This is a genomic window from Pseudomonas sp. MHK4, assembly GCF_054600775.1.
The window spans coordinates 63,418-89,870 of record NZ_BAAIAK010000008.1 but is presented as its reverse complement, the minus strand read 5'-3'; the positions used below and the strand labels follow the sequence as shown (position 1 = coordinate 89,870).

The 26,453-nt window shown below is 59.9% G+C and carries 28 protein-coding genes; 20 read left to right on the top strand and 8 right to left on the bottom strand.

The window, feature by feature from the left end:
- Nucleotides 1–30: 30 nt before the first annotated feature.
- Together ACYP2Q_RS20305 and ACYP2Q_RS20300 are read right to left on the bottom strand one after the other, a co-directional pair.
- A complete protein-coding gene (locus tag ACYP2Q_RS20305) occupies nucleotides 31–1,884 on the bottom strand; it encodes an Lnb N-terminal periplasmic domain-containing protein (RefSeq protein ID WP_459732167.1) in 1,854 nt (617 codons plus the stop codon).
- A gap of 97 nt (nucleotides 1,885–1,981) precedes the next feature.
- Nucleotides 1,982–2,470: a DUF3015 domain-containing protein gene (locus ACYP2Q_RS20300; RefSeq protein WP_020798660.1), complete on the bottom strand. Its 489-nt coding sequence runs from the start codon at nucleotides 2,468–2,470 to the stop codon at nucleotides 1,982–1,984.
- A gap of 280 nt (nucleotides 2,471–2,750) precedes the next feature.
- Between ACYP2Q_RS20300 and ACYP2Q_RS20295 the strand changes: the two genes are divergently transcribed.
- Nucleotides 2,751–5,189, top strand: coding sequence for a Lon protease family protein (locus tag ACYP2Q_RS20295; protein ID WP_459732166.1), 2,439 nt, complete (start codon nucleotides 2,751–2,753; stop codon nucleotides 5,187–5,189).
- A gap of 315 nt (nucleotides 5,190–5,504) precedes the next feature.
- Entirely contained in the window at nucleotides 5,505–5,846 is a 342-nt protein-coding gene (locus tag ACYP2Q_RS20290; RefSeq protein ID WP_046815727.1) for a PA4575 family protein, read from the top strand.
- Nucleotides 5,847–5,851: 5 nt separating this feature from the next.
- Here ACYP2Q_RS20290 and ACYP2Q_RS20285 read toward each other — a convergent pair whose 3' ends face one another.
- A complete protein-coding gene (locus ACYP2Q_RS20285) occupies nucleotides 5,852–7,681 on the bottom strand; it encodes a hypothetical protein (RefSeq protein ID WP_459732165.1) in 1,830 nt (609 codons plus the stop codon).
- 171 nt (nucleotides 7,682–7,852) lie between these two features.
- Here ACYP2Q_RS20285 and ACYP2Q_RS20280 point away from each other — a divergent pair, with 171 nt between their 5' ends.
- The 3 genes from ACYP2Q_RS20280 to ACYP2Q_RS20270 all read left to right on the top strand — a co-directional run bounded on the left by ACYP2Q_RS20280 (nucleotide 7,853) and on the right by ACYP2Q_RS20270 (nucleotide 9,506).
- Complete coding sequence (locus ACYP2Q_RS20280; RefSeq protein WP_459732164.1) at nucleotides 7,853–8,341, top strand: TIGR00645 family protein; 489 nt, start codon at nucleotides 7,853–7,855, stop codon at nucleotides 8,339–8,341.
- 136 nt (nucleotides 8,342–8,477) lie between these two features.
- Nucleotides 8,478–8,768, top strand: a complete 291-nt coding sequence (locus ACYP2Q_RS20275; protein ID WP_459732163.1) for a DUF6482 family protein — start codon at nucleotides 8,478–8,480, stop codon at nucleotides 8,766–8,768.
- Nucleotides 8,769–8,888: 120 nt separating this feature from the next.
- Complete coding sequence (locus ACYP2Q_RS20270) at nucleotides 8,889–9,506, top strand: FKBP-type peptidyl-prolyl cis-trans isomerase (protein ID WP_137804297.1); 618 nt, start codon at nucleotides 8,889–8,891, stop codon at nucleotides 9,504–9,506.
- A 131-nt stretch (nucleotides 9,507–9,637) separates the two neighbouring features.
- Here the strand turns inward: ACYP2Q_RS20270 and ACYP2Q_RS20265 are convergent, their stop codons facing one another.
- The 3 genes from ACYP2Q_RS20265 to ACYP2Q_RS20255 all read right to left on the bottom strand — a co-directional run bounded on the left by ACYP2Q_RS20265 (nucleotide 9,638) and on the right by ACYP2Q_RS20255 (nucleotide 11,574).
- Nucleotides 9,638–9,895 (bottom strand): PA4570 family protein, encoded by a 258-nt coding sequence (locus ACYP2Q_RS20265; protein ID WP_459732162.1) that lies wholly within the window; start codon nucleotides 9,893–9,895, stop codon nucleotides 9,638–9,640.
- Between the two features lie 206 nt (nucleotides 9,896–10,101).
- Nucleotides 10,102–10,443: a zinc ribbon domain-containing protein YjdM gene (locus tag ACYP2Q_RS20260; RefSeq protein WP_459732161.1), complete on the bottom strand. Its 342-nt coding sequence runs from the start codon at nucleotides 10,441–10,443 to the stop codon at nucleotides 10,102–10,104.
- 162 nt (nucleotides 10,444–10,605) lie between these two features.
- Nucleotides 10,606–11,574: a polyprenyl synthetase family protein gene (locus ACYP2Q_RS20255; protein WP_459732160.1), complete on the bottom strand. Its 969-nt coding sequence runs from the start codon at nucleotides 11,572–11,574 to the stop codon at nucleotides 10,606–10,608.
- A gap of 239 nt (nucleotides 11,575–11,813) precedes the next feature.
- Between ACYP2Q_RS20255 and rplU the strand changes: the two genes are divergently transcribed.
- From rplU to ACYP2Q_RS20230, 5 genes are all read left to right on the top strand, one after another.
- A complete protein-coding gene (rplU, locus tag ACYP2Q_RS20250; protein WP_003176051.1) occupies nucleotides 11,814–12,128 on the top strand; it encodes a 50S ribosomal protein L21 in 315 nt (104 codons plus the stop codon).
- A gap of 35 nt (nucleotides 12,129–12,163) precedes the next feature.
- Entirely contained in the window at nucleotides 12,164–12,421 is a 258-nt protein-coding gene (rpmA, locus tag ACYP2Q_RS20245; protein ID WP_003281574.1) for a 50S ribosomal protein L27, read from the top strand.
- A 195-nt stretch (nucleotides 12,422–12,616) separates the two neighbouring features.
- Nucleotides 12,617–13,840, top strand: a complete 1,224-nt coding sequence (cgtA, locus tag ACYP2Q_RS20240) for an Obg family GTPase CgtA (protein WP_253558733.1) — start codon at nucleotides 12,617–12,619, stop codon at nucleotides 13,838–13,840.
- Between the two features lie 137 nt (nucleotides 13,841–13,977).
- Nucleotides 13,978–15,096 (top strand): glutamate 5-kinase, encoded by a 1,119-nt coding sequence (proB, locus tag ACYP2Q_RS20235; RefSeq protein WP_033041014.1) that lies wholly within the window; start codon nucleotides 13,978–13,980, stop codon nucleotides 15,094–15,096.
- 11 nt (nucleotides 15,097–15,107) lie between these two features.
- The gene (locus ACYP2Q_RS20230; RefSeq protein ID WP_459732159.1) at nucleotides 15,108–15,572 is read left to right on the top strand and encodes a CreA family protein; all 465 of its coding nucleotides are present in this window, start codon (nucleotides 15,108–15,110) and stop codon (nucleotides 15,570–15,572) included.
- Between the two features lie 120 nt (nucleotides 15,573–15,692).
- Here ACYP2Q_RS20230 and rpsT read toward each other — a convergent pair whose 3' ends face one another.
- On the bottom strand, nucleotides 15,693–15,971 hold the full coding sequence (gene rpsT, locus ACYP2Q_RS20225; RefSeq protein ID WP_020798646.1) for a 30S ribosomal protein S20: 279 nt from the start codon (nucleotides 15,969–15,971) through the stop codon (nucleotides 15,693–15,695).
- A gap of 252 nt (nucleotides 15,972–16,223) precedes the next feature.
- Here rpsT and murJ point away from each other — a divergent pair, with 252 nt between their 5' ends.
- The 6 genes from murJ to ispH all read left to right on the top strand — a co-directional run bounded on the left by murJ (nucleotide 16,224) and on the right by ispH (nucleotide 23,713).
- Entirely contained in the window at nucleotides 16,224–17,762 is a 1,539-nt protein-coding gene (gene murJ, locus ACYP2Q_RS20220; protein WP_459732158.1) for a murein biosynthesis integral membrane protein MurJ, read from the top strand.
- 129 nt (nucleotides 17,763–17,891) lie between these two features.
- A complete protein-coding gene (gene ribF / locus ACYP2Q_RS20215) occupies nucleotides 17,892–18,842 on the top strand; it encodes a bifunctional riboflavin kinase/FAD synthetase (RefSeq protein WP_459732157.1) in 951 nt (316 codons plus the stop codon).
- Entirely contained in the window at nucleotides 18,843–21,674 is a 2,832-nt protein-coding gene (gene ileS, locus ACYP2Q_RS20210; protein WP_459732156.1) for an isoleucine--tRNA ligase, read from the top strand. It begins immediately after the preceding gene.
- Nucleotides 21,667–22,179, top strand: coding sequence for a signal peptidase II (gene lspA, locus ACYP2Q_RS20205; RefSeq protein WP_459732155.1), 513 nt, complete (start codon nucleotides 21,667–21,669; stop codon nucleotides 22,177–22,179). Before ileS ends, lspA begins: the two co-directional genes overlap by 8 nt.
- A gap of 7 nt (nucleotides 22,180–22,186) precedes the next feature.
- Nucleotides 22,187–22,624, top strand: coding sequence for an FKBP-type peptidyl-prolyl cis-trans isomerase (gene fkpB / locus ACYP2Q_RS20200; protein ID WP_459732310.1), 438 nt, complete (start codon nucleotides 22,187–22,189; stop codon nucleotides 22,622–22,624).
- Nucleotides 22,625–22,765: 141 nt separating this feature from the next.
- Nucleotides 22,766–23,713, top strand: a complete 948-nt coding sequence (ispH, locus tag ACYP2Q_RS20195; protein WP_459732154.1) for a 4-hydroxy-3-methylbut-2-enyl diphosphate reductase — start codon at nucleotides 22,766–22,768, stop codon at nucleotides 23,711–23,713.
- 4 nt (nucleotides 23,714–23,717) lie between these two features.
- On the opposite strand, the gene ACYP2Q_RS20190 is transcribed toward ispH, so the two are convergent.
- Entirely contained in the window at nucleotides 23,718–24,230 is a 513-nt protein-coding gene (locus ACYP2Q_RS20190) for a GspH/FimT family pseudopilin (RefSeq protein ID WP_459732153.1), read from the bottom strand.
- A gap of 85 nt (nucleotides 24,231–24,315) precedes the next feature.
- Here ACYP2Q_RS20190 and ACYP2Q_RS20185 point away from each other — a divergent pair, with 85 nt between their 5' ends.
- From ACYP2Q_RS20185 to ACYP2Q_RS20170, 4 genes are read left to right on the top strand one after another with little or no spacing between them, the layout of a single operon-like run.
- Nucleotides 24,316–24,786, top strand: coding sequence for a GspH/FimT family pseudopilin (locus ACYP2Q_RS20185; RefSeq protein WP_459732152.1), 471 nt, complete (start codon nucleotides 24,316–24,318; stop codon nucleotides 24,784–24,786).
- Nucleotides 24,783–25,232, top strand: coding sequence for a type IV pilus modification protein PilV (pilV, locus tag ACYP2Q_RS20180; protein WP_459732151.1), 450 nt, complete (start codon nucleotides 24,783–24,785; stop codon nucleotides 25,230–25,232). The genes ACYP2Q_RS20185 and pilV overlap by 4 nt, the downstream gene beginning before the upstream one ends.
- Nucleotides 25,229–25,942 (top strand): PilW family protein, encoded by a 714-nt coding sequence (locus tag ACYP2Q_RS20175; RefSeq protein WP_459732150.1) that lies wholly within the window; start codon nucleotides 25,229–25,231, stop codon nucleotides 25,940–25,942. The genes pilV and ACYP2Q_RS20175 overlap by 4 nt, the downstream gene beginning before the upstream one ends.
- Before the next feature lie 11 nt (nucleotides 25,943–25,953).
- Nucleotides 25,954–26,424, top strand: a complete 471-nt coding sequence (locus tag ACYP2Q_RS20170; RefSeq protein ID WP_459732149.1) for a pilus assembly PilX family protein — start codon at nucleotides 25,954–25,956, stop codon at nucleotides 26,422–26,424.
- Nucleotides 26,425–26,453: the final 29 nt, after the last annotated feature.

The following is a 26,453-nucleotide window of genomic DNA, read 5'->3' as shown; positions in this document are numbered from 1 at the left end:
AAAGATCAAAAGATCGCAGCCTGCGATCTTTCAATAGTGATACCACTTCACCTCAAGCATCACTTCATTCTCAGGCGTGGCCAGGTGGCTGAATTCGCGTTGGGCAGTCAGGCGCAGACCGAGGTTGCGCGACAGTTCCCACTGCTGGTTCAGGCTCAGGCTACGGCGCACTTCACCGTTGGTGAAGAAGTCGCCTTTGGCCTCCAGGCTCAGATTGCCCAGCGGGTTTTTCCACAAAAGGCCCGTGTTGAAACCCGCCGCCGGAGAGATGAATTCGGCGAAGTCATTGTTGTGCTCCACGCGCACGGTGCCCAGGGCAAAACCGAGGGTGTCGTCGGCCAGTTGCCAGGTTCCACCGCCGCCGCCATTGACGTGGCTGACCAGGGTTTCATCGTCATGCTTGCCCGGCACCCGCTCCAGGCCGCCGGTGACCTGCCACGACAGCGGTTGCAGCAACTCGTTGCGCGGGGTCAGGGAGCGAATCGTCGCCAGGTCCAGTTGCTGTACTTGCCAGTCATTACTTTCGTATTGGCGCAGTTTCAGTTGGAGGATTTCGATCTGCGCGCCGAGCGGGAAGCTTTCGGCGTTGTCGTTGAGGTCGTGATAAGCCATGCGCAGGCCGTACTCGCCAAAGGCACGGTCGCCGCGGGTGCCAAGGCCGGCTTGCCAAGTGCGGGATTCGTGGCCATCTTCCGGAAGCCCCGGTTGCGCAATATCGAGCTCCGGTGCGGGGTTCTGGTTGATCGCCCGCAGCAGTTCGAAGCTGCGCTGTGCCCGTTGCGGATCACGTTCCTGACCGTTGGCGCGGTAACGTTCCAGTCGATAGGCCGCGTCGATGATCAACGCTTGGCGAGCGCGAGGTTGTGCCTTGAATTCAGGTGTTTGCAGTTGCTTCTGGTCGGCGCTGACTTTCAGCACCCACTGCTGTTCTTCGTCGCTCAGGGGCTCGGCGCGGCTCAGCAGTTCGCGCTCGCGGGAAGGGCGGTACTGGATGGACTCCACCAACCCGGCTTCTTTCACGGCCTTCACGGTGTCAGTGGGGATGGCAGTCAGCGGGAATTGCTCGGTCAGGCGCAGGCTCGGGCGCGCCACTTGCAACAGTTCCAGCAGGCGATAGGAGCAGTTTTCATCGAAGAAGAAATAGTCGAACTGAATCTGTTTCAGCTCCCAGACGTGCTCGACCATCCGTGCCGTTTCCTGCTGGGTCAGGTTCAGGCGGTACTCCCACAAGTCGCGGTTCTCGAGGCTGCGGTACTCCGAGAGTTTTTCTTGATAGGGCACCAGCGCAAACAGTCCCGGATAGCCACCCATCAAGCCTTTCCAGGCGTACAGGATGCTGTTGTCAGAGCCCTCGATGTAGGCACCGAAGTTGATCGCGTAACTGAGCAGAGAGGTCTTGTCGCTTTGCACATCGGCCTGATCGATGCGCAGCAGCGTGTGGCCAAACATCGATGACGGGCTGTTCAGGTAGGCCGCCGGGAAGATCATCACTGCGCTGTGAGGTGAAACGTCCTTGAACCATTGTTTGAACTCGGCGCAATCCAGTGCCGGCAGGTCGGTCAGGTTGAGCTGCGCTTTCAGCCAGCGGGTGCGTGCCGGGTAGACGCACTGCGCATGCTGTTCACCCGCACTGGCCGGGGCGTACAGCGCCTGCACGGTGGCCGCCAGTTCATGGTCCGGATGTTCGTTGCCATCGGCGGCGAGGAAGAATTTCTTGTCGCTGACATAGCTGCGCCAGCCGCCGAGCTTGGCGGTTTCGTAATGACCCAGGGAGGTCCAGAAGGGGTCGTTGGCCAGTTGCTGCAAACGTTGAGGATCGATATGAGGCGCGGCGGACAGCGGGGCGCAGACACAGAGCGCCAGCCAGGCAAGGCGTTTGAGCATAAGTGGCAACTTAAGTCGAAAGAAACAAAGACCCAAAGCAGGGCGGGGTCAAAAAAATAAAACCCCACTTCCCGGAAGAAGCGGGGTGCGGTCGAGCTTATGCCTGAGTGGCGTACTTGGCCAGACGAGGATCGCTCTTCAGAACGGCCAGGGTGTTGGTATGCACATCTTCCGCGGTCACGTCAGCCTTGCTGAAGATCTGCTGGAAGTGCTCGTGAGTGACGGCGGCGAAGTGCGCACGGTCTTCCGGCGCCACGCCCAGTACCACGGCGTAGGTGGTCAGCGCTTCGCCCTGACCTTTAGCCATGTCTTCGGACAGCTCGTTCATCATGCCATTCATGGCAAACCAGGATTTGCCGCCATAGGTCAGCGACGCGTTGGTCGAGCAACCGTTGGTACCGGAGGTCATACCGAAAGTTGCGTTGCCGGAAGTGCCGTTGGTGGTGGATGCCAGGAAGTGAGCCGGGGTGCCACGCTGACCTTCGAACAGCATGTTGCCCCAACCGCAATCCGGGCCGCCTGGCGCCTGAGCCATGGCGTTGATGGATACAGCGGTGAAGAGAGTACCGAGAAGAATCCGTTTCATAGCTTAATTCTCTTTGTGTGCATACCAATGGACAAGGGTGCTGGCGCCTATCTGATGCCAGTTGGGCCGGTTATTAGTCCAGCCGCGCAGTTTGGAGTTTAGGCACGATCCCGGGGTTCCGTGATTTTTTGCAAAACATTCAACGCAAACATGGATTTGGCCCTGGCCCGCCTGGGGCTGATGGCTTGTCTATGCTTTGCCTTGAGGCGCGCCTTGCAAGTGGGGTATGGGCAGCGCCAGAATGCCGCTATCTGCCCCGCCTGATTGTTAAGGAAGCCCGATGCCTGATCCTGTCGCTGCCAGCTTGCGTCTAGCGCCTGAAGCGCTGACCCGTCCGTTTTCCGCTGAACAGTTCAGCTTCTCTACCACCAATGATCTGGAGCCCTTTCGCGGTGTGCTTGGCCAGGAACGCGCGGTCGAAGCCTTGCAGTTCGGTGTGGCCATGCCACGCCCCGGTTACAACGTATTCGTCATGGGCGAGCCTGGCACCGGTCGCTTCTCGTTCGTCAAACGCTACCTGAAGGCCGAAGGCAAGCGCCTGCAGACCCCGGCGGACTGGGTCTACGTCAATAACTTCGATGAGCCGCGCGAACCGCGCGCCCTGGAGTTGCCGTCGGGCACCGCCGGTGCCTTCATCGGTGACATCAACGGCTTGATCGACAACCTGCTGGCGACCTTTCCGGCGGTATTCGAGCACCCGTCCTACCAGCAGAAAAAAAGCGCCATCGACCGCGCCTTCAACCAGCGCTATGACAAGGCGCTGGACGTGATCGAGCGGCTGGCGCTGGAAAAAGAGGTCGCGCTGTACCGCGACAGTAGCAACATCGCCTTCACTCCCATGCTCGAAGGCAAGGCACTGGACGAGGCGGAGTTCGCCCAGTTGCCGGAAGCCGAACGCGAACGCTTCCATGAGGATATTTCCAACCTCGAAGAGCGCCTGAACGAGGAGCTCGCCAGCCTGCCGCAATGGAAGCGCGAGTCGAGCAATCAACTGCGCCATCTCAACGAAGAGACCATTACCCTGGCCCTGCAGCCATTGTTGTCGCCGTTGTCGGAGAAATACGCCGAGAACGCCGCGGTGTGCGGTTACCTGCAAGCGATGCAAGTGTATTTGCTCAAGACCGTGGTCGAGCAACTGGTCGACGACAGCAAGACCGATGCCGTCGCCCGCAAGCTGCTGGAGGAGCAATACGCGCCGAGCCTGGTGGTCGGGCATTCCGCCAGTGGTGGTGCCCCTGTCGTGTTCGAGCCGCATCCGACCTACGAAAACCTGTTCGGCCGTATCGAATACAGCACCGACCAAGGCGCGCTCTACACCACCTATCGGCAATTGCGACCGGGTGCGTTGCACCGGGCCAACGGCGGCTTCCTGATCCTTGAAGCGGAGAAAATGCTCAGCGAGCCGTTCGTGTGGGATGCGCTGAAGCGTGCGCTGCAATCGCGCAAACTGAAAATGGAGTCGCCACTGGGCGAGATGGGCCGTTTCGCCACCGTCACCCTGACGCCGCAGCACATTCCATTGCAGGTCAAGGTCGTCATCATCGGCGCCCGCCAGCTCTACTACACGCTGCAAGACCTCGATCCGGATTTCCAGGAAATGTTTCGCGTCCTGGTGGATTTCGATGAGGACATCCCGATGGTCGACGAGAGCCTGGAGCAGTTCGCCCAGCTGCTTAAAACCCGTACCTCCGAGGAAGGCATGGCGCCGTTGACTGCCGATGCGGTGGCGCGCCTGGCGACCTACAGCGCGCGTCTGGCCGAGCATCAGGGACGCTTGTCGGCGCGCATCGGCGACCTGTTCCAACTGGTCAGCGAGGCGGACTTCATCCGTCACCTGGCCGGCGATGAAATGACCGATGCCGGGCACATCGAGCGCGCGCTCAAGGCCAAGGCCACTCGCACGGGACGCGTATCGGCGCGGATTCTCGATGACATGCTGGCGGGGATCATCCTGATCGACACCGCGGGCGCGGCGGTCGGCAAGTGCAACGGCCTGACTGTGCTGGAAGTCGGCGACTCGGCATTCGGGGTGCCGGCGCGGATTTCCGCCACGGTGTACCCGGGCGGCAGCGGCATCGTCGACATCGAGCGTGAGGTCAACCTCGGTCAACCGATCCACTCCAAAGGAGTGATGATTCTCACCGGTTACCTGGGCAGCCGATACGCCCAGGAGTTTCCGCTGGCGATCTCCGCGAGCATCGCGCTGGAACAGTCCTACGGCTACGTCGATGGTGACAGTGCTTCCCTGGGCGAGGCGTGCACCCTGATCTCGGCCTTGTCGAAAACCCCGCTCAAGCAGTGTTTTGCGATTACCGGCTCGATCAACCAGTTCGGTGAAGTGCAAGCCGTGGGCGGCGTCAACGAGAAGATCGAAGGCTTCTTCCGTCTCTGCGAGGCCCGCGGGCTGACGGGCGAGCAGGGCGCGATCATTCCCCACGCCAACGTCGCCACGTTGATGCTCGATGAGAAAGTACTGGCGGCGGTGCGCGCCGGTCAGTTCCACGTCTATGCCGTGCGCCAGGCCGACGAGGCGCTGAGCCTGCTGGTGGGCGAGCCGGCGGGCGAGCCCGATGAGAATGGCGAGTTCCCTGAAGGCAGCGTCAACGCGCGGGTGGTGGAGCGCTTGCGGGTGATCGCGGAGATGATCAGCGAGGAGGATCTGAAAGAGGCTGAAAAGGAAATGGCGGTCGAGGCGCTGGTGGAGGCCAAGCCGGCCTGAACCTGAGGCTCACACCGATCCACTGTAGGAGCGAGCTTGCTCGCGATAGCGACCTTCCAGACAACAGCGATGTTGACTGTAAAGACCGCCTTCGCGAGCAAGCTCGCTCCTACAGTTTTTATCCGGTGAAATCCTGAAAAGTGCCATCACTCTGGCGCCAATATTCACACAGTGACCATTCGGCGCCTTCTGGTCTTACTTGACGTGCTAGTCAGACTTTTCCTCTATTCTCTGCTCAAGGATATCGACAGTATCACTGGATCGAGACAGCCTTCCCGTGGAGGCTGAATACCGGATCTACCGAGGGTCGCCGCCATGTCGCGCAACCTCTGTCTCACCCGTCAATGCCTGGGTCTTGTGACCCGTATCGAATGCGCCATCAAGCCGTTGGCTGGCGATACGGGCATGTGGACCTTGCTCTTCGCCGCCGGAATGGCCGGCGAACAACCTTCAGCCATCAAAGCCCAAGGCCCGTTTCATGGCCCTTTCGTGGCCGAGTCCATTCTCGATACCATCGTTGAAAGCCTGACCCTGCACGGCTATGAACTGGCCGACGACCCGCAGATCTGGTGCCTGCATCTGCAAGCCCAGTTGCGGGAAATCAACGGTGGCCGTTGTCGTAACGTGGGTGGTTTCGAGTTCCGGCCCGAGCACTGACAGCGCTACTGGGGCTGGCCGGACATGTCAGCCTTGTCGAGCTTGACCTCGAAACCGTATTGCACGGTGGCGAGGTCAGTTCGTTGATAGGTTTCCAGGCGCGTGGGTTGCCCGTAGAAGTAATGCACGGAGAATAACGCGGGGCCTTCTGTGCTCGCGTCATGGCTGACCGCAAGAATTTCCTTCAGGTAATTGCCGCTGTCATCCTTGGCAAAAAAGCGCCAGTCCTGCTCCGCAAACACCTTCGAATCCACCACCAGTGCATTGCCCTTGAGTTCAAGCCCCCTGGGCAATTGATGGGCATCGACGGTCTGCTTGTCGACGCTGGCCAGGAACAGCGGGATGGAACCGACTACGAAGGCAGGCGTTTGTGGAAACAGGTTCAGGTCGTAGGTGATGGTGCCGCGCAGGGGGTCGACCTCATACGCCTCTGGTGGCAATTCGATGGGCTCATCGCGCTTGCCGCTGCTGTCTTCGGTGAAGAAGCTGACCGGGCTATCGCCAGGGTTGAACGAGGTGCCGAGCAGTTCGTCATTGAAGGTGCGCAAGTGAGTGAACTCGACGCGTGCAGCGCTGGGGTCCTCGACCGATTGATTGATCCTGACGCCTTGTTTCAACTGTTCCTCTGTCAACGTCGCGCCCTTGAGCCAGGTCGCGGCGTTGTCGTCATAGACCACGACCGGCAAGTTCAGCGGCTGTATGGTTTTCGCCGTGGTATGGCGGTCGAAGCGGCGTATCGGCAGGTTCAAGTCCTTGCGCGTCACGGTAACGCTGGAGAAATCCAGCAGGCTGACCTCAAGGGTTTCGATGGGGCCGTTGAAATACACCTTGGAGTAGTGGCGTTTCTGTTGTTTCTCGAAGGTTCGCTGCTCTTCATTGAGCTGTTTTTCCAGTGATTCGCTCCAGAGCTTCTGTTGTTGCATCTTCGCCAGCTGCTTCTCGTAGAAGGCAATTTGCGCGGCGGTCTCGTTGATCGAACCTGAGCGCGACAGAAACTGCCCGGTGGTATCCCTGGCCTGGACGATCAGCGGGTTCAACGGCGTTTCAGCGATCTCGGGGGCGAGCGGCGCGCTGTTGCTGAACTCGATTTCGGCGTAATTATCCGCCAGTTTCAACAGGCTGATGCTCAAGTTGTCGTTGGTGCGGGTCTGGCCAACATCCTTTTTCGTCAAGTCGAAGCTGTAGAGGCGGCGCGGAGCAATAACCTCCACCTTGCCTTGCAGGCTCACCGGTTGTGGCTGGTTGTTGATATCGACGTCCAGGCCTTCGATGAACGGATAGGTCACGGTCAGGTCGTCAGGGTTGGTCAGGTTGGAGCTCGATGGGCTCAGCTGAATGCCGGGATCGGTTTCCGACCATTCCGGCTGGAAGGCGATGACCCGTTTGTTGCTCAGGGTGACCGACTGCCATTGCAGGCCGTGGGGAAACAGAAACGCCGCCGGGATGCTGAAATTGAAGGGAAACACCGGTTGCAGGTCGGTCAGGTAGTCGGAGCTGGATTCCTTGTGCAGGACGAACAGCCCATTGATGTAGGTATCAACCAGGGCCTGTGGCGTTGGGTAGTGCTTGAGCACGGCGAGGGCGTCTTCACCGTATTCGGTTTCCACGGGTTTGCTGTCGAGCTTGAGTTGTGCGCGCTCGAGCAATAACAGCGAGCCACCCAGCTCAGATACCGCATCCTTGAGTTTCGGGTCCTCGATCGCGTCCAGGGACTTCTCGAATTGCGCCGTCTTTTCCTCGAGGCTGACCTGACGCTTCTCGTCGCTGGGCGAGCAGGCGCTGAGCAGCAGAGCCAGGCAAATTCCGGCACTCGTTAATGGCAATCGCCCGTCCATTTTCCAGTCTTCCTGTCCGATGTCATTTTGCTTTCAATGGTTTGGACACTAGCAGAAAAAATTTGACACACACGCGCAGGTTGCGGATTTCCCAACGGTTTCCGGCTGCTTCTGGGGATGGACAAGTGGCTGTTATACTCGCGTCCATTTTCAGACCTACTGTGAGATTCAATGGAACGCTTTATCGAAAATGCAATGTACGCCTCGCGCTGGCTGCTGGCGCCGATCTACTTCGGTCTGTCCCTGGGGCTGTTGGCACTGGCGCTGAAATTCTTCCAGGAAGTCTTCCACGTCATCCCCAATGTCTTTTCGATGGCCGAGTCGGACCTGATCCTGGTGCTGCTGTCGCTCATCGACATGGCGCTGGTAGGCGGTTTGCTGGTGATGGTGATGATCTCCGGCTATGAGAACTTCGTTTCTCAACTGGACATCGACGACCACAAGGAAAAGCTCAACTGGTTGGGCACCATGGACTCGTCGTCGCTGAAAATGAAGGTGGCCGCGTCGATCGTGGCGATCTCGTCCATCCACCTGTTGCGTATCTTCATGGACGCCAAGAACGTCGATCCCGAGCATTTGCAGTGGTATGTCATCATCCACATGACCTTTGTGGTGTCGGCGTTTGCCATGGGTTACCTGGATAAAGTGACCAAGCACTAAACAACGGCTGTCCTGACTCGCGCGCGCCGCCCGTCTGTTGCAAAACAGACGGGCGGCGTCGTTTATGGCTTGTGCTTTGAGGCGCCGAGGCATATGCCTGTAAAGGTACTGGTTCGCCACTGTGTGAGGTGCGTCCATGAACCTGCAAGAGTTGAATGCCTATGCCGTCGCCGGGAAGGTCGATGAGCTGAACCTGATCTCGATGGAAGGGGGTATCTACCTGCTGGAAGCGCGGATGCACGGTGCGGCGTATCCGTTGAGCGATGCGCATGGCCACATGATGAGTCTGCGCTCCGTGGAGCATGCCCGGGATGTGCTGCGTTCCTTTCCCAAATTGAACTTCAACCTGGTGCATACCGTGGTTCATGACGAAATGTGCGGGTTGGTGGCCGATATCGAGGAAAACCTGAAGGTGCCAATCGCCTGACGCCTCTGATCAACGCTACGACAACTGTGCTAGTCTGCTGGCCCTTTTGGTTTCGGGCGCTCCGGGACGCGCTGTGCACGCACGGCCTGATCCGGGACGTCCGCACAGCGGAGCAGTGTCATGTCCGAAGTAAATCTGTCCACCGACGAAACCCGCGTGAGCTACGGCATTGGCCGTCAGCTGGGCGACCAGCTGCGCGACAACCCGCCGCCGGGCGTTAGCCTGGACGCGATCCTGGCAGGCCTTACCGACGCGTTTGCCGGTCAGCCAAGTCGTGTTGGCCAGGAAGAAATGTCCGCGAGCTTCAAGGTTATTCGCGAAATCATGCAGGCCGAAGCTGCAGCCAAGGCTGAAGCGGCCGCTGGCGAAGGCCTGGCCTTCCTGGCTGAAAACGCCAAGCGTGACGGCATCACCACCCTGGCTTCCGGCCTGCAGTTCGAAGTGCTGACCGCTGGCGAAGGCGCCAAGCCATCCCGTGAAGACACCGTGCGTACCCACTACCACGGTACCCTGATCGACGGCACCGTGTTCGACAGCTCCTACGAGCGTGGCCAGCCTGCGGAATTCCCGGTCGGCGGCGTGATCGCTGGCTGGACCGAAGCACTGCAACTGATGAATGCCGGCAGCAAATGGCGTCTGTACGTGCCGAGCGAACTGGCCTACGGCGCGCAAGGCGTTGGCAGCATTCCGCCGCACAGCGTGCTGGTATTCGACGTCGAGCTGCTGGACGTTCTGTAATACCCGGCCCGATTTGACATCGGGCTAATGTGGGAGCGAGCCTGCTCGCGATGGCGTTGGTTCAGTCGACATACACGTTGCCTGACACACCGCTTTCGCTGGCAAGCCAGCTCCTACAGGTTTAGCGTTACTCATATTTCGATCTTGTGATGCATTTCATTGGTCGGGCGCAATGCCCGGGCATAGCAGAACAGGAACAGGTTGCGCACCACTTCCTTGAGCACCACCGGCTCGCTGGAACTCAAGCCATTGACGTCCAGGTCACCCTGATCCTGCAGCTCGTTCAAGGCTTCCTCTTCCAGCACGGCACAGACTTCCCCGGTTTCCCGATGCAGGATCCTGAGGTAGGGGTGTGGGCGGTCCAGCCAGGCATCGATCAAATAAGTCATGTCTTCTCATCTCCGTTGATTGGGTTCAATGAGAATAATTCTTATTCAGTAAATAGCAAGGGCCTATTGGCGGTTTGGGCTTTTTTCAGGGTAAAGATTGCGTAAGGTCAAAACGGCTGGCGTTTGGCTATTGCGGGAGTCTTGGGCGAGGCGGGGGAGGGCGAAGCACCACCCCACGACAAGTCGTGGGGTGGCGTACAGCTGAATCAGACTTTTCTGACGAATTCGGATTTGAGCTTCATCGGGCCGATGCCGTCGATCTTGCAGTCGATGTCGTGATCGCCATCGCACAGGCGGATGTTCTTGACCTTGGTGCCGACCTTGACCACCAACGATGTGCCCTTGACCTTGAGGTCCTTGATCACGGTGATGGTGTCGCCGTCCTGCAGGACATTGCCAACCGAATCCTTTTTCACGGCGTCATCGGATGCAGCTTCGACTTCACCGCTGGCGGACCATTCGTGGGCGCACTCGGGGCAGATCAGCTGGGCGCCGTCTTCGTAGGTATATTCGCAATTGCATTTCGGGCAGGGTGGCAACGTGCTCACTAAGGCTCCTTTGGATTCAGGATCGCTAAAAAGCGCACATTATATAGGGTTTTAGAGTTGTGAGGTGGACTGTAGGAGCCGGCTTGCTGGCGATGCATGCAACCCGGTGTGTCAGGAACACCGTGGTGATGCAATCGCCAGCAAGCCGGCTCCTACAGGGGGTCAGTGCGTGCGGGCTACTGCAAACTCACTCAACTCGACCAATGCATCGCGATACTCGCTGGCTGGCAGCGCATCGAGGCATTTGATCGCACGGGCCACATAATCACGGGCCAGTTGCGCGGTGTATTCCAGGGAACCGGAGGCTTCCACGGCTTCGCGGATGTTTTCCAGGTCTTCGATGCCGCCTTTCTGGATCGCCTTGCGCACCAGTGCAGCCTGCTCCGGCGTACCTTCGCGCATGGTGTAGATCAGCGGCAGGGTCGGCTTGCCTTCGGCCAGGTCGTCACCGACGTTCTTGCCCAGGGTCTCGGCATCGCCTTTGTAGTCCAGCAGGTCGTCGACCAGTTGGAAGGCCACGCCCAGATGGTCGCCAAAGGTGCGCAGCGCTTCGCACTGCTCAGGCGTCGCACCGGCCAGGGCGGCTGCGCTGTGGGTCGAGGCTTCGAAGAGCATCGCGGTCTTGCCGCGGATGACTTCCATGTAGGTTTCTTCGGTGGTGCTGGCGTCACGGACCTTCGACAGCTGCAACACTTCGCCTTCGGCGATGATGCGCGTGGCTTGCGAAAGGATCTTCATCACCGGCATGGAGCCCAGTTCGACCATCATTTCGAAGGAGCGCGAATACAGGAAGTCGCCCACCAGCACGCTCGGCGCATTGCCCCACATGGCATTGGCAGTCGAGCGGCCGCGGCGCATGCCGGACATGTCGACCACGTCGTCATGCAACAGGGTGGCGGTGTGCAGGAATTCGATGGTGGCGGCCAGCAGGCGCAGGTCGTCGCCTTCACGGCCGAGAGCCTTGCCACACAGCAGCACCAATAATGGACGCAGGCGTTTGCCGCCGGCCGAGGTAATATAATCGCCGATTTTCGATACCAGCGGCACTCGGGAAGTCAGCTGCTTCTTGATGATGCCGTCGACGGCGCTAAAATCGTCCGCCACCGCGCGGTAGAAAGCTTGGGGTTGCATCAGCGACAGTTGCTCCAGAAGGGTTGCGCGGCATGCTAGGACCCACGCCAGCAGGTGTCAAGGCGCGATAGACGGCCTATTGCAAGGCGCTCGTGCCTTGCGTACAATCGCGCACCCTGAACTTCCTGGGCAGCACCTGCCTTACGCAATTGCAAGCGGGCCTCCAGCCCCATGCAGCCATGCCAGCCAATACCTCTTCTTATAAAGAGCTGGGTGAGCAGGATTATCGGAGAAATACCATGTCTTATGCAGTAATCGTTACTGGCGGCAAGCAGTACAAAGTCGCCCCAGGTGAATACCTGAAGATCGAAAAACTGGAAATCGCTACCGGCGAATCCGTTACCTTTGATCGCGTTCTGTTGGTTGCCAACGGTGACGACGTGAATATCGGCGCTCCAGTTGTTGCTGGCGCTACCGTTGTGGCTGAAGTGATCTCCCAAGGTCGTCACGATAAAGTCCGCATCATCAAGTTCCGTCGCCGTAAGCACCACATGAAGCGTATGGGCCACCGCCAGTGGTACACCGAGATCAAAATCACCGGTATTCAGGCTTAATTACAGCCTAATTCCTCACTAGGAGAATTGAACTCATGGCACACAAAAAAGCTGGTGGTAGTACCCGTAACGGTCGCGACTCAGAAGCCAAACGCCTTGGCGTGAAGATGTATGGCGGCCAGGCTATCAAAGCAGGCAACATCATCGTGCGTCAGCGCGGCACCCAATTCCACGCTGGCTACGGCGTTGGCATGGGTAAAGATCACACTCTCTTCGCTAAAGTCGAAGGCGTGATCAAGTTCGAAGTAAAAGGCGCCTTCGGTCGTCGTTACGTGAGCGTAGTCGCGGCTTAATTGCGCGATCGCTGGAAAAGCCCTGTCTCGCGACGGGGCTTTTTCGTTTGTGGGGTGAGTCTCTTGCAAAGCTGTTTGTATGGGCTGTCGGCGTACGATGCAGGTATCGTGGTTTGGGGTCGCTGCGCTCATTTTTGCAAGAGTCTTATGTCTTGATTGTTTTTCGGCTCGTCCGTATGGCGAGAGGCGTTTGTTATGAAGTTTGTTGATGAAGTATCGATTCGCGTAAAGGCTGGTGACGGTGGCAATGGCGCCATGAGTTTCCGTCGGGAAAAATTTATCGAGAACGGTGGCCCGAACGGCGGTGATGGCGGTGACGGCGGCTCTATCTACATGATGGCCGACGAAAACCTCAATACCCTGGTCGACTACCGTTACACCCGGCACTTCGATGCCGAGCGTGGCTCCAACGGCGGCAGCACCGACTGCACCGGCAAGAAGGGCGAAGACCTGATCCTGCGTGTGCCGGTCGGCACCACGGTGATCGACTCCGCCACTCAGGAAGTCATCGGCGACCTGACCAAGGCCGGTCAGAAATTGATGGTGGTGCAGGGCGGCTGGCACGGTCTGGGCAACACCCGTTTCAAATCCAGTACCAACCGTGCGCCGCGTCAAACCACGCCGGGTAAGCCGGGTGAGCAGCGCGACCTGAAACTGGAAATGAAAGTGCTGGCTGACGTTGGCCTGTTGGGCTTGCCGAACGCCGGTAAAAGTACCTTTATCCGCTCGGTATCGGCTGCCAAGCCGAAAGTCGCCGACTACCCGTTCACCACGCTGGTGCCAAACCTGGGTGTGGTCAGCGTCGATCGCTGGAAGAGCTTCGTGGTCGCGGACATTCCGGGTCTGATCGAAGGTGCTTCCGACGGTGCCGGTCTGGGTATTCGCTTCCTCAAGCACTTGGCGCGTACGCGTTTGCTGCTGCATCTCGTGGACATGGCGCCGCTGGACGATGCCAGCGCGCCGGATGCTGCTGAAGTGATCGTCAACGAGCTGATCAAGTTCAGCCCGTCCCTGGCGGAGCGTGATCGCTGGCTGGTCCTGAACAAGTGCGACCAGATCCTCGAAGAAGAGCACGATGCTCGCGTCAAGGAAATCGTTGATCGCCTTGAATGGACGGGTCCGGTCTATGTGATCTCGGCCATCTCCAAGCTCGGTACCGAGCGTCTGTGCCACGACATCATGCGTTACATGGAAGATCGTGCTGATCGCCTGGCCAATGACCCGGCCTACAAGGAAGAACTGGCCGATCTCGATCAGCGCATCGAAGACGAAGCTCGCGCGCAACTGCAGGCGCTGGATGACAAGCGTGCCCTGCGTCGCAGTGGCGTGAAGTCGGTCCACGACATCGGTGACGATGATTGGGACGAAGAAGATGTGGATGACGAAGACGGTCCGGAAATCATTTACGTGCGTGACTGATTCGTTGCGATAAACTTAAGCGCCGCTCAATCGAGCGGCGTTTTAGTATCTGGAAATCGATTGTTGGTCACGAGTAACCACGAATAACGTCACGGGCAGTGCCAGGTCGCGCTGCCCTCAAGCTAAGGTTGAAGATGATGCGGAGCAAGGTGACAGGTGCGCAGCGTTGGGTCGTGAAGATCGGCAGCGCTTTGCTGACGGCGGACGGCAAGGGCCTGGATCGCGCGGCAATGGGTGTCTGGGTTGAGCAGATGGTGGCCTTGCATGAGGCGGGTGTCGAGCTGGTGCTGGTGTCCTCCGGGGCGGTGGCGGCCGGCATGAGCCGTCTGGGCTGGACCGCTCGACCCAGTGCGATGCACGAGCTCCAGGCCGCTGCTGCAATCGGCCAGATGGGCTTGGTGCAAGCCTGGGAGTCGAGCTTTGCCGAGCATGGCCGGCACACTGCGCAGATTCTCCTGACCCACGATGACCTGTCCGACCGCAAGCGCTACCTGAACGCGCGCAGCACCTTGCGCGCGCTGGTGGAGTTGAAGGTCATCCCGGTGATCAACGAGAACGACACTGTAGTCACCGATGAAATCCGTTTCGGCGACAACGATACCCTGGCGGCGCTGGTGGCCAACCTGGTCGAGGCTGACCTGCTGGTGATCCTGACAGATCGCGATGGCATGTTCGACGCCGATCCGCGCAACAACCCTGATGCCCAGCTGATCTACGAAGCGCGCGCCGATGATCCGGCGCTCGACGCGGTGGCGGGCGGTACCGGCGGTGCGCTGGGGCGCGGCGGCATGCAGACCAAGTTGCGAGCAGCGCGCCTGGCGGCGCGGTCCGGTGCCCATACGATCATCGTCGGTGGTCGTCTGGAGCGCGTGCTGGATCGCCTCAAGGCGGGTGAGCGCATCGGCACCTTGCTCTCGCCTGAACGCGGCATGCTGGCGGCGCGCAAGCAATGGCTGGCCGGGCATCTGCAAACCCGTGGCACCCTGGTGCTGGATGCGGGGGCGGTGACGGCGTTGTCCCAGGGCAACAAGAGCCTGCTGCCGGTTGGGGTCAAGTTGGTCCAGGGCAGCTTCCGTCGCGGCGAAATGGTGGTGTGCGTGGCGCCCGACGGTCGTGAAATTGCCCGTGGGCTGGCCAACTACAGTGCGCTGGAAGCACAAAAAATCATCGGTCAGTCGTCTGAGGCGATTGTCGGTCTCCTGGGTTATATGGCGGAGCCTGAACTGGTTCATCGCGATAACCTGATTCTGGTCTGAAGGAATACCTGATGCGCGTGGCAAAAGGATTGTTGGGATTGCTGCTGGCGATGCCGCTGCTGGCGTCGGCCGAGGAAATTGGCCAGGTGTCGACGGTGTTCAAATTCGTCGGCCCGAACGATCGCATCGTGGTCGAGGCCTTTGATGATCCCAGGGTCGAGGGTGTGACGTGCTACCTGTCACGCGCCAAGACCGGTGGCGTGAAGGGTGGGCTTGGATTGGCCGAGGATCGCGCAGAGGCTTCCATTGCCTGTCGCCAGGTTGGGCCCATCAGCTTCAAGGGTGAGCTCAAGGACGGTGACGAGGTGTTCAAGGAGCGCACGTCCCTGGTGTTCAAGACCATGCAGGTGGTGCGGTTCCTCGACAAGAAGCGCAATACGCTGGTGTACCTGGTCTACAGCGATCGGTTGATCGAGGGTAGCCCGCAGAATGCGGTGACGGCGATTCCGATCTTGCCGTGGGCTGCCGCCCAATAATCTGACGCAAATCCAAATGTGGGAGCGAGCAAGCCCGCTCCCACAGTTTTTTTGCGCGCCCATCAAATCGCGGGCAATAAAAAACCGACCCTGAGGTCGGTTTTTTAATGAACGAGTCGCTTAGGCAGCAGCGGCAACGTTCAGGGCCTTTACGTGGCCATTCAGGCGGCTCTTATGACGAGCAGCCTTGTTCTTGTGGATGATGCCTTTATCGGCCATACGGTCGATAACTGGCACAGCCAGAACGTAAGCAGCTTGAGCTTTTTCAGCGTCTTTTGCGTCGATGGCCTTAACTACATTCTTGATGTAGGTACGAACCATGGAACGCAGGCTGGCGTTGTGGCTGCGACGCTTCTCAGCCTGTTTTGCACGTTTTTTGGCGGAAGGTGAGTTGGCCACCGTCGAGCTCCTCGAAAGACTTTTTAGGAAATAGCAAACAAAATAGGCCGCGAATCATGCCGATGAGTTGAGGTCTTGTCAAGGGCGGTTGAGACGTTCCGCTAAGTGGTAGGTACTACACCTCTGGATATTTCTTTCCAGCGTGCGACCTGTAAACTCGCGAGCTTTGGCTCTGTGCTGTTGCGGCGCGGAGTATCGCATAAGTAGGCGCGTAGTTCGCCTGCTGTTTATCGACAGGCACAAACTCTTTCAATGAATCTGCTCAAATCGTTGGCCGCCGTCAGCTCTATCACGATGCTTTCCCGGGTTTTGGGGTTTGTCCGTGACACCCTTATTGCGCGTGCATTCGGTGCGGGAATGGCGACCGACGCCTTCTTCATCGCCTTTAAACTGCCCAATCTGTTGCGGCGGATTTTTGCCGAAGGGGCGTTTTCCCAGGCATTCGTGCCGATTCTTGCCGAATACAAGAGTCAGAAAGGCGAGGAGGCGTCTCGAACCTTCATCGCCTATGTTTCTGGCCTGCTGACGCTGGTGCTGGCACTCGTCACGGCGTTGGGCATGCTTGCCGCCCCGTGGGTGATCTGGGTGACCGCGCCGGGTTTCGTCGATACGCCGGAGAAGTTCGAGCTGACCACCAATCTGCTGCGAGTGACCTTTCCTTACATATTGCTGATTTCCCTGTCGTCATTGGCTGGCGCGATCCTCAATACCTGGAACCGTTTTTCGGTGCCGGCCTTTGTGCCGACCCTGCTCAACGTCAGCATGATCATCTTCGCGTTGTTCCTGACGCCGTATTTCGATCCTCCCGTGATGGCGCTGGGCTGGGCCGTACTGGCCGGCGGCCTGGCGCAGTTGCTCTACCAGCTGCCGCACCTGAAAAAGATCGGCATGCTGGTGCTACCGCGCCTGAATCTGCGCGACAGCGGCGTCTGGCGGGTGATGAAGCAGATGTTGCCGGCGATTCTCGGGGTGTCTGTGAGTCAGATCTCGCTGATCATCAACACCATCTTTGCCTCGTTCCTGGTGGCCGGTTCGGTGTCCTGGATGTACTACGCCGATCGCCTGATGGAGCTGCCGTCTGGTGTGCTGGGCGTGGCATTGGGCACCATTCTGCTGCCGACCCTGGCCAAGACCTACGCCAGCAAGGATCGCCAGGAGTATTCGCGAATCCTCGATTGGGGCCTGCGCCTGTGTTTCGTGCTGGTATTGCCTTGCGCCCTGGCGTTGGGAATCCTCGCCGAGCCGCTGACGGTTTCACTGTTCCAGTACGGTCAATTCGATGCCCATGACGCGGCCATGACCCAGCGCGCCCTGATTGCCTATTCGGTCGGGTTGCTCGGGATTATCGTGATCAAAGTGCTGGCGCCGGGCTTTTATGCGCAACAAAATATCCGCACGCCGGTAAAAATCGCGATTTTCACCCTGGTGGTCACCCAGTTGTTCAACCTGCTGTTGATCGGCCCGCTGGCCCATGCCGGCCTTGCGCTCGCCATCAGCGCCGGGGCCTGCCTCAATGCCGGGCTGCTCTTCTATCAACTGCGCAAGCAGCAGATGTACCAGCCGCAACCGGGCTGGGCGAAGTTCGGCTTCAAGCTGGTGATCGCGGTCACGGTGATGTCCGTGGTATTGCTGGCCGGGATGCACTTCATGCCCGCTTGGGGCGATGGCCAGATGCTTGAGCGTTTCCTGCGCCTGGGCGCTTTGGTGATTGCCGGTGTGGTGGCGTATTTCGGCATGTTAGTGTTGATGGGCTTTCGGTTGCGCGACTTCAACCGCAAGACGCTTGGCTGAGGCCGGGGTCTTGATAAACACGGGCGAGCCGGCGTTTTTGTCGGCTCGATTACTTTGGGATACGGTGTTGCCTGTCGTCGGCCGCCGGGTGTGGTTATAATCGACCACTTTATGAGCAAGAAGCGCGTTATGCAGCTGGTTCGAGGCCTCCACAATCTGCGCCCCCAGCATCGGGGCTGTGTCGCCACTATTGGCAACTTTGACGGTGTACACCGTGGCCACCAGGCTATCCTGGCGCGGCTGCGCGAGCGTGCGCTGGAGTTGGGCGTGCCCAGTTGCGTGGTGATTTTCGAGCCGCAGCCACGGGAATTCTTTGCCCCTGACACCGCGCCGGCGCGTCTGGCACGGTTGCGTGACAAACTGCAACTGTTGGCCGCCGAAGGGGTCGACCGGGTCCTGTGCCTGGCCTTCAACCAGCGCCTGAGCAAGCTCAGCGCCAGTGAGTTCGTCGATACCATCCTGGTTGATGGGCTCGGCGTGCAGCACCTTGAAGTCGGCGACGACTTCCGTTTCGGCTGTGACCGGGTAGGGGATTTCGATTTCCTGCAGCAGGCCGGCGTCATGCAGGGCTTTACCGTGGAAGCGGCGCAGACGGTCGAGCTCGATGGCATTCGCGTCAGCAGCACCCAGGTGCGTAATGCCTTGGCCGCCGCTGACTTTGCCCTCGCCGAGCGGCTGCTGGGTCGCCCGTACCGGATCGCCGGTCGCGTGCTGCACGGCCAGAAGCTGGCGCGTCAGCTGGGTACGCCCACCGCCAACATTCAACTCAAGCGTCGTCGCGTGCCGCTGACCGGGGTTTACCTGGTGAACGTCGACATCGACGGCAACACCTGGCCAGGCGTCGCCAATATCGGCGTTCGCCCCACGGTCCAGGGAGATGGCAAAGCCCATCTCGAAGTCCATCTTTTAGATTTTGCCGGCGATCTGTATGACCGGCGTTTGACGGTGGTTTTCCACCACAAGCTGCGTGAAGAGCAGCGTTTCGCCTCTCTGGAGGCGCTTAAGACGGCGATCAATGCGGATGTCGCCGCCGCCCGTGCCCTGTCGCACCTAGCGCCAATCGCTAATGAAGAGCCTTAAATGACCGACTATAAAGCCACGCTAAACCTTCCGGACACCGCCTTCCCAATGAAGGCCGGCCTGCCTCAGCGCGAACCGCAGATTCTGCAGCGCTGGGACAGCATTGGCCTGTACGGAAAGTTGCGCGAAATTGGCAAGGATCGTCCGAAGTTCGTCCTGCACGACGGTCCTCCGTACGCCAACGGCACGATTCACATCGGTCACGCACTGAACAAGATTCTCAAGGACATGATCATCCGTTCGAAGACCCTGTCGGGCTTCGACGCGCCTTATGTTCCGGGCTGGGACTGCCATGGCCTGCCGATCGAACACAAAGTCGAAGTGACCCACGGCAAGAACCTGGGCGCGGACAAGACCCGCGAATTGTGCCGTGCCTACGCCACCGAGCAGATCGAAGGGCAGAAATCCGAATTCATCCGTCTGGGCGTGCTGGGCGACTTTGCCAACCCGTACAAGACCATGGACTTCAAGAACGAGGCCGGTGAAATCCGTGCCTTGGCCGAAATCGTCAAGGGCGGTTTCGTGTTCAAGGGCCTGAAGCCGGTGAACTGGTGCTTCGACTGCGGTTCGGCCCTGGCCGAAGCGGAAGTCGAGTACGAGAACAAGAAGTCCTCGACCATCGACGTGGCCTTCCCGATTGCCGATGAAGCCAAGCTGGCTGCCGCCTTCGGTCTGCCATCGCTGGCCAAGCCTGCTTCGATCGTGATCTGGACAACCACCCCGTGGACCATCCCGGCCAACCAGGCGCTGAACGTCCACCCGGAATTCAACTACGCCCTGGTCGACATCGGCGACAAGCTGCTGGTTCTGGCTGAAGAGCTGGTCGAGTCGTGCCTGACCCGTTACGGCGTTGAAGGCAGCGTGCTGGCCACCGCAGCGGGATCCGCGCTGGAACTGATCAACTTCCGTCACCCGTTCTACGACCGCCTGTCGCCGGTGTACCTGGCCGACTACGTGGAACTGGGCGCGGGCACCGGCGTGGTTCACTCCGCCCCGGCCTACGGCGTGGACGATTTCGTGACCTGCAAGAAATACGGCATGGTCAACGATGACATCCTCAATCCGGTGCAGAGCAACGGCGTGTACGTGCCCTCGCTGGAATTCTTCGGCGGCCAGTTCATCTGGAAGGCCAACCCGGCCATCGTTGAAAAACTGACCGAAGTCGGTGCGCTGATGCACACCACCGTCATCGAACACAGCTACATGCACTGCTGGCGCCACAAGACCCCGCTGATCTACCGCGCCACCGCGCAGTGGTTCATCGGCATGGACAAGCAGCCGACCACAGGCGACACCCTGCGTGTGCGTTCGCTCAAAGCCATCGAAGACACCAAGTTCGTGCCGGCCTGGGGCCAGGCGCGCCTGCACTCGATGATCGCCAACCGCCCGGACTGGTGCATCTCCCGCCAGCGCAACTGGGGCGTGCCGATCCCGTTCTTCCTGAACAAGGAAAGCGGCGAGCTGCACCCTCGCACAGTCGAACTGATGGAAGAAGTTGCCAAGCGCGTCGAAGTCGAAGGCATCGAGGCCTGGTTCAAGCTGGACGCGACCGAACTGCTGGGTGCTGAAGCGCCACAGTACGACAAGATCAGCGACACCCTGGACGTCTGGTTCGACTCGGGCACCACGCACTGGCACGTCCTGCGCGGTTCGCACCCGATGGGCCACGAAAGCGGCCCACGCGCCGACCTGTACCTGGAAGGTTCCGACCAGCACCGCGGCTGGTTCCACTCGTCGCTGCTGACCGGTTGCGCCATCGACAACCACGCGCCATACCGCGAGCTGCTGACCCACGGTTTCACCGTTGACGAGTCAGGCCGCAAGATGTCCAAGTCGTTGGGCAACGTCATTGCGCCGCAGAAAGTCAACGACACCCTGGGCGCCGACATCATGCGTCTGTGGGTCGCTTCGACCGACTACTCCGGCGAAATGGCGGTGTCCGAGCAGATCCTGCAGCGCAGTGCGGACGCCTACCGGCGTATCCGTAACACCGCGCGTTTCCTGCTCTCGAACCTGACCGGCTTCAACCCGGCCACCGACCTGCTGCCGGCCGAAGAAATGCTGGCGCTGGACCGTTGGGCGGTGGACCGCACCCTGCTGCTGCAACGCGAGTTGCAAGAGCACTACGGCGAATACCGCTTCTGGAACGTCTACTCGAAGATCCACAACTTCTGCGTGCAGGAGTTGGGCGGTTTCTACCTGGACATCATCAAGGACCGCCAGTACACCACTGGCGCCGACAGCAAGGCCCGTCGTTCGTGCCAGACCGCGCTGTTCCACATCTCTGAAGCGCTGGTGCGCTGGATCGCACCGATCCTGGCGTTCACCGCCGACGAGCTGTGGCAATACCTGCCGGGCGAGCGCAACGAGTCCGTGATGCTCAATACCTGGTACGAAGGCCTGAGCGAATTGCCGGAAGGCTTCGAGCTGGGTCGCGCCTACTGGGACCGCATCATGGAAGTGAAGGTAGCGGTCAACAAAGAGATGGAAATCCAGCGCGCGGCCAAGGCCGTCGGTGGCAACCTGCAAGCCGAAGTGACGCTGTTCGCCGAAGACGCGCTGAGCGCCGACCTGGCCAAGCTGAGCAATGAGCTGCGTTTCGTGCTGATTACCTCGACCGCCAGCGTTGCGCCGTTTGTCCAGGCGCCAGAGGACGCGGTAGTCACCGAAGTCAGCGGGCTGAAGCTGAAGATCGTCAAGTCGGCCTTCGCCAAGTGCGCCCGTTGCTGGCACTGCCGTGAAGACGTCGGCGTGAACCCGGAGCATCCGGAAATCTGCGGTCGTTGCGTCGACAACATCAGCGGCGCGGGCGAGGTTCGTCACTATGCCTAACGCCGTTGGTCGCTTCGGGCGACTGAGCTGGCTCTGGTTGAGTTTGCTGGTCCTGGTCATCGACCAGGCAAGCAAGTTCTACTTCGAAGGCAGGCTTGAGATGTATCAGCAAATCGTGGTGATCCCCGATTTGTTCAGCTGGACCTTGGCCTACAACACCGGCGCGGCCTTCAGCTTCCTGGCCGACAGCTCGGGCTGGCAACGCTGGCTGTTTGCCCTGATCGCCGTGGTGGTCAGTGCGGTGCTGGTGGTGTGGCTCAAGCGTCTGGGGCGCAACGAGACCTGGCTGGCCGTTGCGCTGGCGCTGGTGCTCGGTGGCGCGCTGGGCAACCTTTATGACCGCATTGCCCTGGGCCATGTGATCGATTTCATCCTGGTGCATTGGCAGAATCGCTGGTATTTCCCGGCGTTCAACTTTGCCGACAGTGCAATCACTGTGGGCGCTGTCATGTTGGCACTGGATATGTTCAAAAGTAAAAAGACCGGAGAAGCCGTTCATGACTGAACAGGTATTGGCTGAGCAACGCATCGGCCAGAACACGGAAGTCACCTTGCACTTCGCATTGCGCCTGGAGAACGGCGACACGGTGGACAGCACCTTCGACAAGGCCCCGGCGACCTTCAAGGTCGGTGATGGCAACCTGCTTCCAGGTTTCGAAGCGGCGCTGTTCGGTTTCAAGGCGGGCGACAAGCGAACCCTGAGCATCGAGCCGGAAAACGCCTTCGGCCAGCCTAACCCGCAAAACGTGCAGATCATCCCGCGTTCGCAGTTCCAGGACATGGAGCTGTCGCCGGGTTTGCTGGTGATCTTCAACGATGCGGCCAATACTGAATTGCCAGGTGTGGTGAAAGAGTACGATGACGCGCAAGTGACCATCGACTTCAATCATCCGCTGTCGGGCAAGACGCTGACTTTTGACGTGGAAATCATCTCCGTCAAAGCGCTGTAAACGCCTTTCTGTAGGAGCCGGCTTGCCGGCGAAGAGGCCTTCAAGCCTTGCGGTGAATCCAAGGGCCTCATCGCTGGCAAGCCAGCTCCTGCAGTGAGTTGTAACGATCTGAAATTTCGCGCGCAAGACACGAGGCACAGCATGCAAATCAAACTCGCCAACCCCCGTGGCTTCTGCGCCGGTGTGGACCGGGCGATCGAAATCGTCAACCGCGCCCTGGAAGTCTTCGGGCCGCCGATCTATGTGCGCCACGAAGTGGTCCACAACAAATTCGTCGTCGAAGACCTGCGTAACCGCGGGGCGATCTTCGTCGAGGAGCTGGATCAGGTACCGGACGACGTGATCGTGATCTTCAGTGCCCACGGCGTGTCCCAGGCCGTGCGTACCGAAGCCGCCGGCCGTGGCCTGAAAGTGTTCGACGCTACCTGTCCGCTGGTCACCAAGGTGCACATCGAAGTCGCCCGTTACAGCCGCGACGGTCGCGAATGCATCCTCATTGGCCACGCCGGTCACCCGGAAGTCGAAGGCACCATGGGCCAGTACGATGGCAGCAACGGTGGCGCCATCTATCTGGTCGAAGACGAAAAGGATGTCGCCGAACTGCAGGTGCACAACCCGGAGAAACTGGCGTTTGTCACCCAGACGACCTTGTCCATGGACGATACCAGTCGCGTCATTGATGCCCTGCGTACGCGTTTCCCGGCCATCGGCGGCCCGCGCAAGGACGACATCTGCTACGCCACGCAAAACCGCCAGGACGCGGTCAAGCAACTGGCTGACGAATGCGATGTGGTGTTGGTGGTCGGCAGTCCGAACAGCTCCAACTCCAATCGTCTGCGTGAACTGGCAGAACGCATGTCTACCCCGGCCTACCTGATCGATGGTGCCGAAGACCTGCAGAAAAGCTGGTTCGACGGTGTCGAGCGCATCGGCATCACCGCCGGCGCTTCCGCTCCGGAAGTCCTGGTGCGTGGCGTGATCCAGCAATTGCAGGCCTGGGGCGCTACCGGTGCCGATGAGTTGGCCGGTCGTGAAGAGAACATCACGTTCTCCATGCCTAAAGAACTGCGGGTCCGTTCGCTGCTCTGAGGCTTCACCTCGCGCATAACGGGTGTGCCGTCTGCTCGCTGCGCAGGCTGATGCGACCGTTCGAAGCCAGTACCACCTGGTGCTGGCTGTGCGCTTCGCGTGCCGCGCACACGTGCAATGTCCCTGATTGAAAACCGCCGGATACCGGCCTCCCCAGTGGGCCGAAGCGTACGGCCGTCGTGACATTTCGATTGCCGACGATCGCCACGCTCATGCCGCTGCGGCGCTCGATCAGCAGCGGGTTGTCGGGGTCCTCATGGCCCTTGCCGCTGACATCCAGAATGAGCCGCCAGCCCTGGCTCCATTCGTCGTTTATGCCATGAATCACGACGACCTGGCCGCGCGCTATCGCTTCGCTTCTTGCACTGCGCAGACCGCTGACGAGTGACTTGGCGGCCTCCTCGCGATGGTTCGATTCTGTCAGCGCGGCGAAGGCCGGACTGACCAGGAGCAGAACAATCCCGACAATCGTGAGTCCCATAAGCAATTCGATCAGACTGAACCCTTGCTCACGCATGAAATCTCCCTCCCTGGAATATGCTGCCTCGCGCTATCCCTGCGCCAATAGAAGCAGGTATAGCCGCCCGCAACGAAGGGCAACGATGGATCATCGTTCAAAAGGTTTCACGCTGATCGAGTTGCTGGTGGCGTTGGCGATCTTCCTCGTCCTGATCACCTTGGCGGTCCCGGCGTTTATCCGTTCGACACAAGGCACCAGGGCCGAGACCGAGATGGGGGATCTGCGGCGTGCCCTGAACTTCGCCCGACTGCAAGCCATTGACCGAGGCCTGACCACTCGGCTGCGACCCACGGAAGGTGGGCGGTGGACCGGGGAGTTGACGGTCTATGACGGTACAGGCACCCCGGCCAATGTGTTGCGGGTTGTTCCAGCGATGAGCAGCGGGGCGACTCTGACGCTACCCTCGGATGTCACGGCCATCGATTTCAATAATCTGGGCGGGCTGTCGTCACCCTCCACGGCAGTGGTGATCAGCTATGTGCTCGGAACACAAAGCAGGACGCTGAATCTGTGTTTGAACGGACGAATTCTATTGGGTGGAAGTTGCGGATGAGGCCATGGAGCAAGCGTGCCCAGGAGGGCATGACGCTGATCGAAGTGCTGGTGGCGTTGTTGCTCCTGGGCGTGGCGCTGTTGGGCGCGGCGGCCTTTCAATTGAATGCCTTGAAGTACACCGACAGTGCGCGCATGACCAGCCAGGCCAGTTTCATCGCCTACGACATGATGGACCGCATTCGCGCCAATGCTGGCGCCGACTACACCGTTACACTGCCAACCTCGGGCAATCCCAACGACGCCCGGGACCAGGATCTCTACGATTTCACCACTAACATTGCCGGTTTTGGTGGTGAAACGGCGACCGGCAGCATCTCCCAGAGCCAGCGGGTGTACACCATCACCATCACTTGGGACGACTCGCGGGCCGCCAACGCTGCCGACTCACGACGCAGTTTCGTCCTCACCAGCCGCGCGACCGTCGACCCGGTGGCGAGGCCATGAGCCGCTTCAGTCGCGGCTTCGGCCTGGTCGAGTTGCTGATCGCCCTGGCCTTGAGCCTGGTCGTGGTGCTGGGGGTGGTGCAGGTGTTCATCGCCGCAAAAAACACTTACATCAGCCAGAACGCCGCGGCGGCCATGCAGGAGGACGCGCGTTTCGTGCTGAGCAAAATGATCCAGGAAATCCGCATGGTCGGCATGTTCGGTTGCCTGGGGACGATCACCGATGCCAGCAAAGCGGGTGACTTCAATGCCAGCCAGCTAACGCCTATCCGCTGGGACAACGCCGGTCGCAAGTTGACCCTGGTCACGTCGGACGTCGGCAACAATGGCGGGACGCCGGCCTGGACGGTGGTATCCGATTGTCGAAGCAGCGCGACGGCTTATTCCGACTGGCGCGCACCCGCTTCGGGGCAGATGGCATTTCCCATCCGCCGATTGATCTACAGCTTGAAGAACGGTGAGTTGACGATGGGCGTCGGCAGGGATAAGCCGCTCCAGCAAGTGCTGGTGGATAACGTCAGTGCCTTCGACGTGAGCTTCGGCCTCGCCAGTTCGGCGACCGATTCGGCGGTGTCCAGTTACAGCAGCAACCCGTCGGACCCGGCACGCATCCGCAGCGTACGTCTGAGCCTGACCCTCACTGACCCGAACAATCGGGTGAGCGACCAGACCTTCAACGTCGTTGCCGCTTTGCGCAACCGCTTGCCATGACGGGTGGGTCGATGCGCGTTGCCCCTGGTGCCCAGCGCGGCATGGCGCTGCTGGTCAGCCTGGTGTTCCTGTTGCTGCTGACGCTGATCGGTATTTCATCGATGCAAAACGCCACCCTGCAGGAAAAAATGGCCGGTAGCCTGGGCTTGCGCAATCAGTCGTTCCAGCTTGCCGAAGCGGTGTTGCGCGTGGGTGAAAGCGCGGTGCAGCCCGATAGTTTCTCGTTGCCCGTGTGCAGCGGTACTACCCGGTGCGCCCCGCCTGCCGAATCGGCGACCCTCAAGGCGGCCGGGTTCAATTCCACCTCCGGGGTGACCTGGATCGCGTCCGGTAATGGCTTCTATGGCGTGCAGAACATGGGTACCACCATGGCGGCAGTGAACGTGCCGAGCAACACCTCGGCGACCTTGTACCGGGTCACCGCCGTGGGCATAACGGGCAGCTCGCGCAGTGTGGTGGAGAGCATTTATGCGAAGTATTGAAAGGCGCGCGCCGCCGTGGCGGATGTTGA

Excerpts from the sequence above, each read along its gene's own strand:
- ACYP2Q_RS20305 (WP_459732167.1), bottom strand. The coding sequence starts at position 1,884 with ATGCTCAAACGCCTTGCCTGGCTGGCGCTCTGTGTCTGCGCCCCGCTG.
- ACYP2Q_RS20300 (WP_020798660.1), bottom strand. The coding sequence starts at position 2,470 with ATGAAACGGATTCTTCTCGGTACTCTCTTCACCGCTGTATCCATCAAC.
- ACYP2Q_RS20295 (WP_459732166.1), top strand. The coding sequence starts at position 2,751 with ATGCCTGATCCTGTCGCTGCCAGCTTGCGTCTAGCGCCTGAAGCGCTG.
- ACYP2Q_RS20290 (WP_046815727.1), top strand. The coding sequence starts at position 5,505 with ATGTCGCGCAACCTCTGTCTCACCCGTCAATGCCTGGGTCTTGTGACC.
- ACYP2Q_RS20285 (WP_459732165.1), bottom strand. The coding sequence starts at position 7,681 with ATGGACGGGCGATTGCCATTAACGAGTGCCGGAATTTGCCTGGCTCTG.
- ACYP2Q_RS20280 (WP_459732164.1), top strand. The coding sequence starts at position 7,853 with ATGGAACGCTTTATCGAAAATGCAATGTACGCCTCGCGCTGGCTGCTG.
- ACYP2Q_RS20275 (WP_459732163.1), top strand. The coding sequence starts at position 8,478 with ATGAACCTGCAAGAGTTGAATGCCTATGCCGTCGCCGGGAAGGTCGAT.
- ACYP2Q_RS20270 (WP_137804297.1), top strand. The coding sequence starts at position 8,889 with ATGTCCGAAGTAAATCTGTCCACCGACGAAACCCGCGTGAGCTACGGC.
- ACYP2Q_RS20265 (WP_459732162.1), bottom strand. The coding sequence starts at position 9,895 with ATGACTTATTTGATCGATGCCTGGCTGGACCGCCCACACCCCTACCTC.
- ACYP2Q_RS20255 (WP_459732160.1), bottom strand. The coding sequence starts at position 11,574 with ATGCAACCCCAAGCTTTCTACCGCGCGGTGGCGGACGATTTTAGCGCC.
- rplU (WP_003176051.1), top strand. The coding sequence starts at position 11,814 with ATGTCTTATGCAGTAATCGTTACTGGCGGCAAGCAGTACAAAGTCGCC.
- rpmA (WP_003281574.1), top strand. The coding sequence starts at position 12,164 with ATGGCACACAAAAAAGCTGGTGGTAGTACCCGTAACGGTCGCGACTCA.
- cgtA (WP_253558733.1), top strand. The coding sequence starts at position 12,617 with ATGAAGTTTGTTGATGAAGTATCGATTCGCGTAAAGGCTGGTGACGGT.
- proB (WP_033041014.1), top strand. The coding sequence starts at position 13,978 with ATGCGGAGCAAGGTGACAGGTGCGCAGCGTTGGGTCGTGAAGATCGGC.
- ACYP2Q_RS20230 (WP_459732159.1), top strand. The coding sequence starts at position 15,108 with ATGCGCGTGGCAAAAGGATTGTTGGGATTGCTGCTGGCGATGCCGCTG.
- murJ (WP_459732158.1), top strand. The coding sequence starts at position 16,224 with ATGAATCTGCTCAAATCGTTGGCCGCCGTCAGCTCTATCACGATGCTT.
- ribF (WP_459732157.1), top strand. The coding sequence starts at position 17,892 with ATGCAGCTGGTTCGAGGCCTCCACAATCTGCGCCCCCAGCATCGGGGC.
- ileS (WP_459732156.1), top strand. The coding sequence starts at position 18,843 with ATGACCGACTATAAAGCCACGCTAAACCTTCCGGACACCGCCTTCCCA.
- lspA (WP_459732155.1), top strand. The coding sequence starts at position 21,667 with ATGCCTAACGCCGTTGGTCGCTTCGGGCGACTGAGCTGGCTCTGGTTG.
- ispH (WP_459732154.1), top strand. The coding sequence starts at position 22,766 with ATGCAAATCAAACTCGCCAACCCCCGTGGCTTCTGCGCCGGTGTGGAC.
- ACYP2Q_RS20190 (WP_459732153.1), bottom strand. The coding sequence starts at position 24,230 with ATGCGTGAGCAAGGGTTCAGTCTGATCGAATTGCTTATGGGACTCACG.
- ACYP2Q_RS20185 (WP_459732152.1), top strand. The coding sequence starts at position 24,316 with ATGGATCATCGTTCAAAAGGTTTCACGCTGATCGAGTTGCTGGTGGCG.
- pilV (WP_459732151.1), top strand. The coding sequence starts at position 24,783 with ATGAGGCCATGGAGCAAGCGTGCCCAGGAGGGCATGACGCTGATCGAA.
- ACYP2Q_RS20175 (WP_459732150.1), top strand. The coding sequence starts at position 25,229 with ATGAGCCGCTTCAGTCGCGGCTTCGGCCTGGTCGAGTTGCTGATCGCC.
- ACYP2Q_RS20170 (WP_459732149.1), top strand. The coding sequence starts at position 25,954 with ATGCGCGTTGCCCCTGGTGCCCAGCGCGGCATGGCGCTGCTGGTCAGC.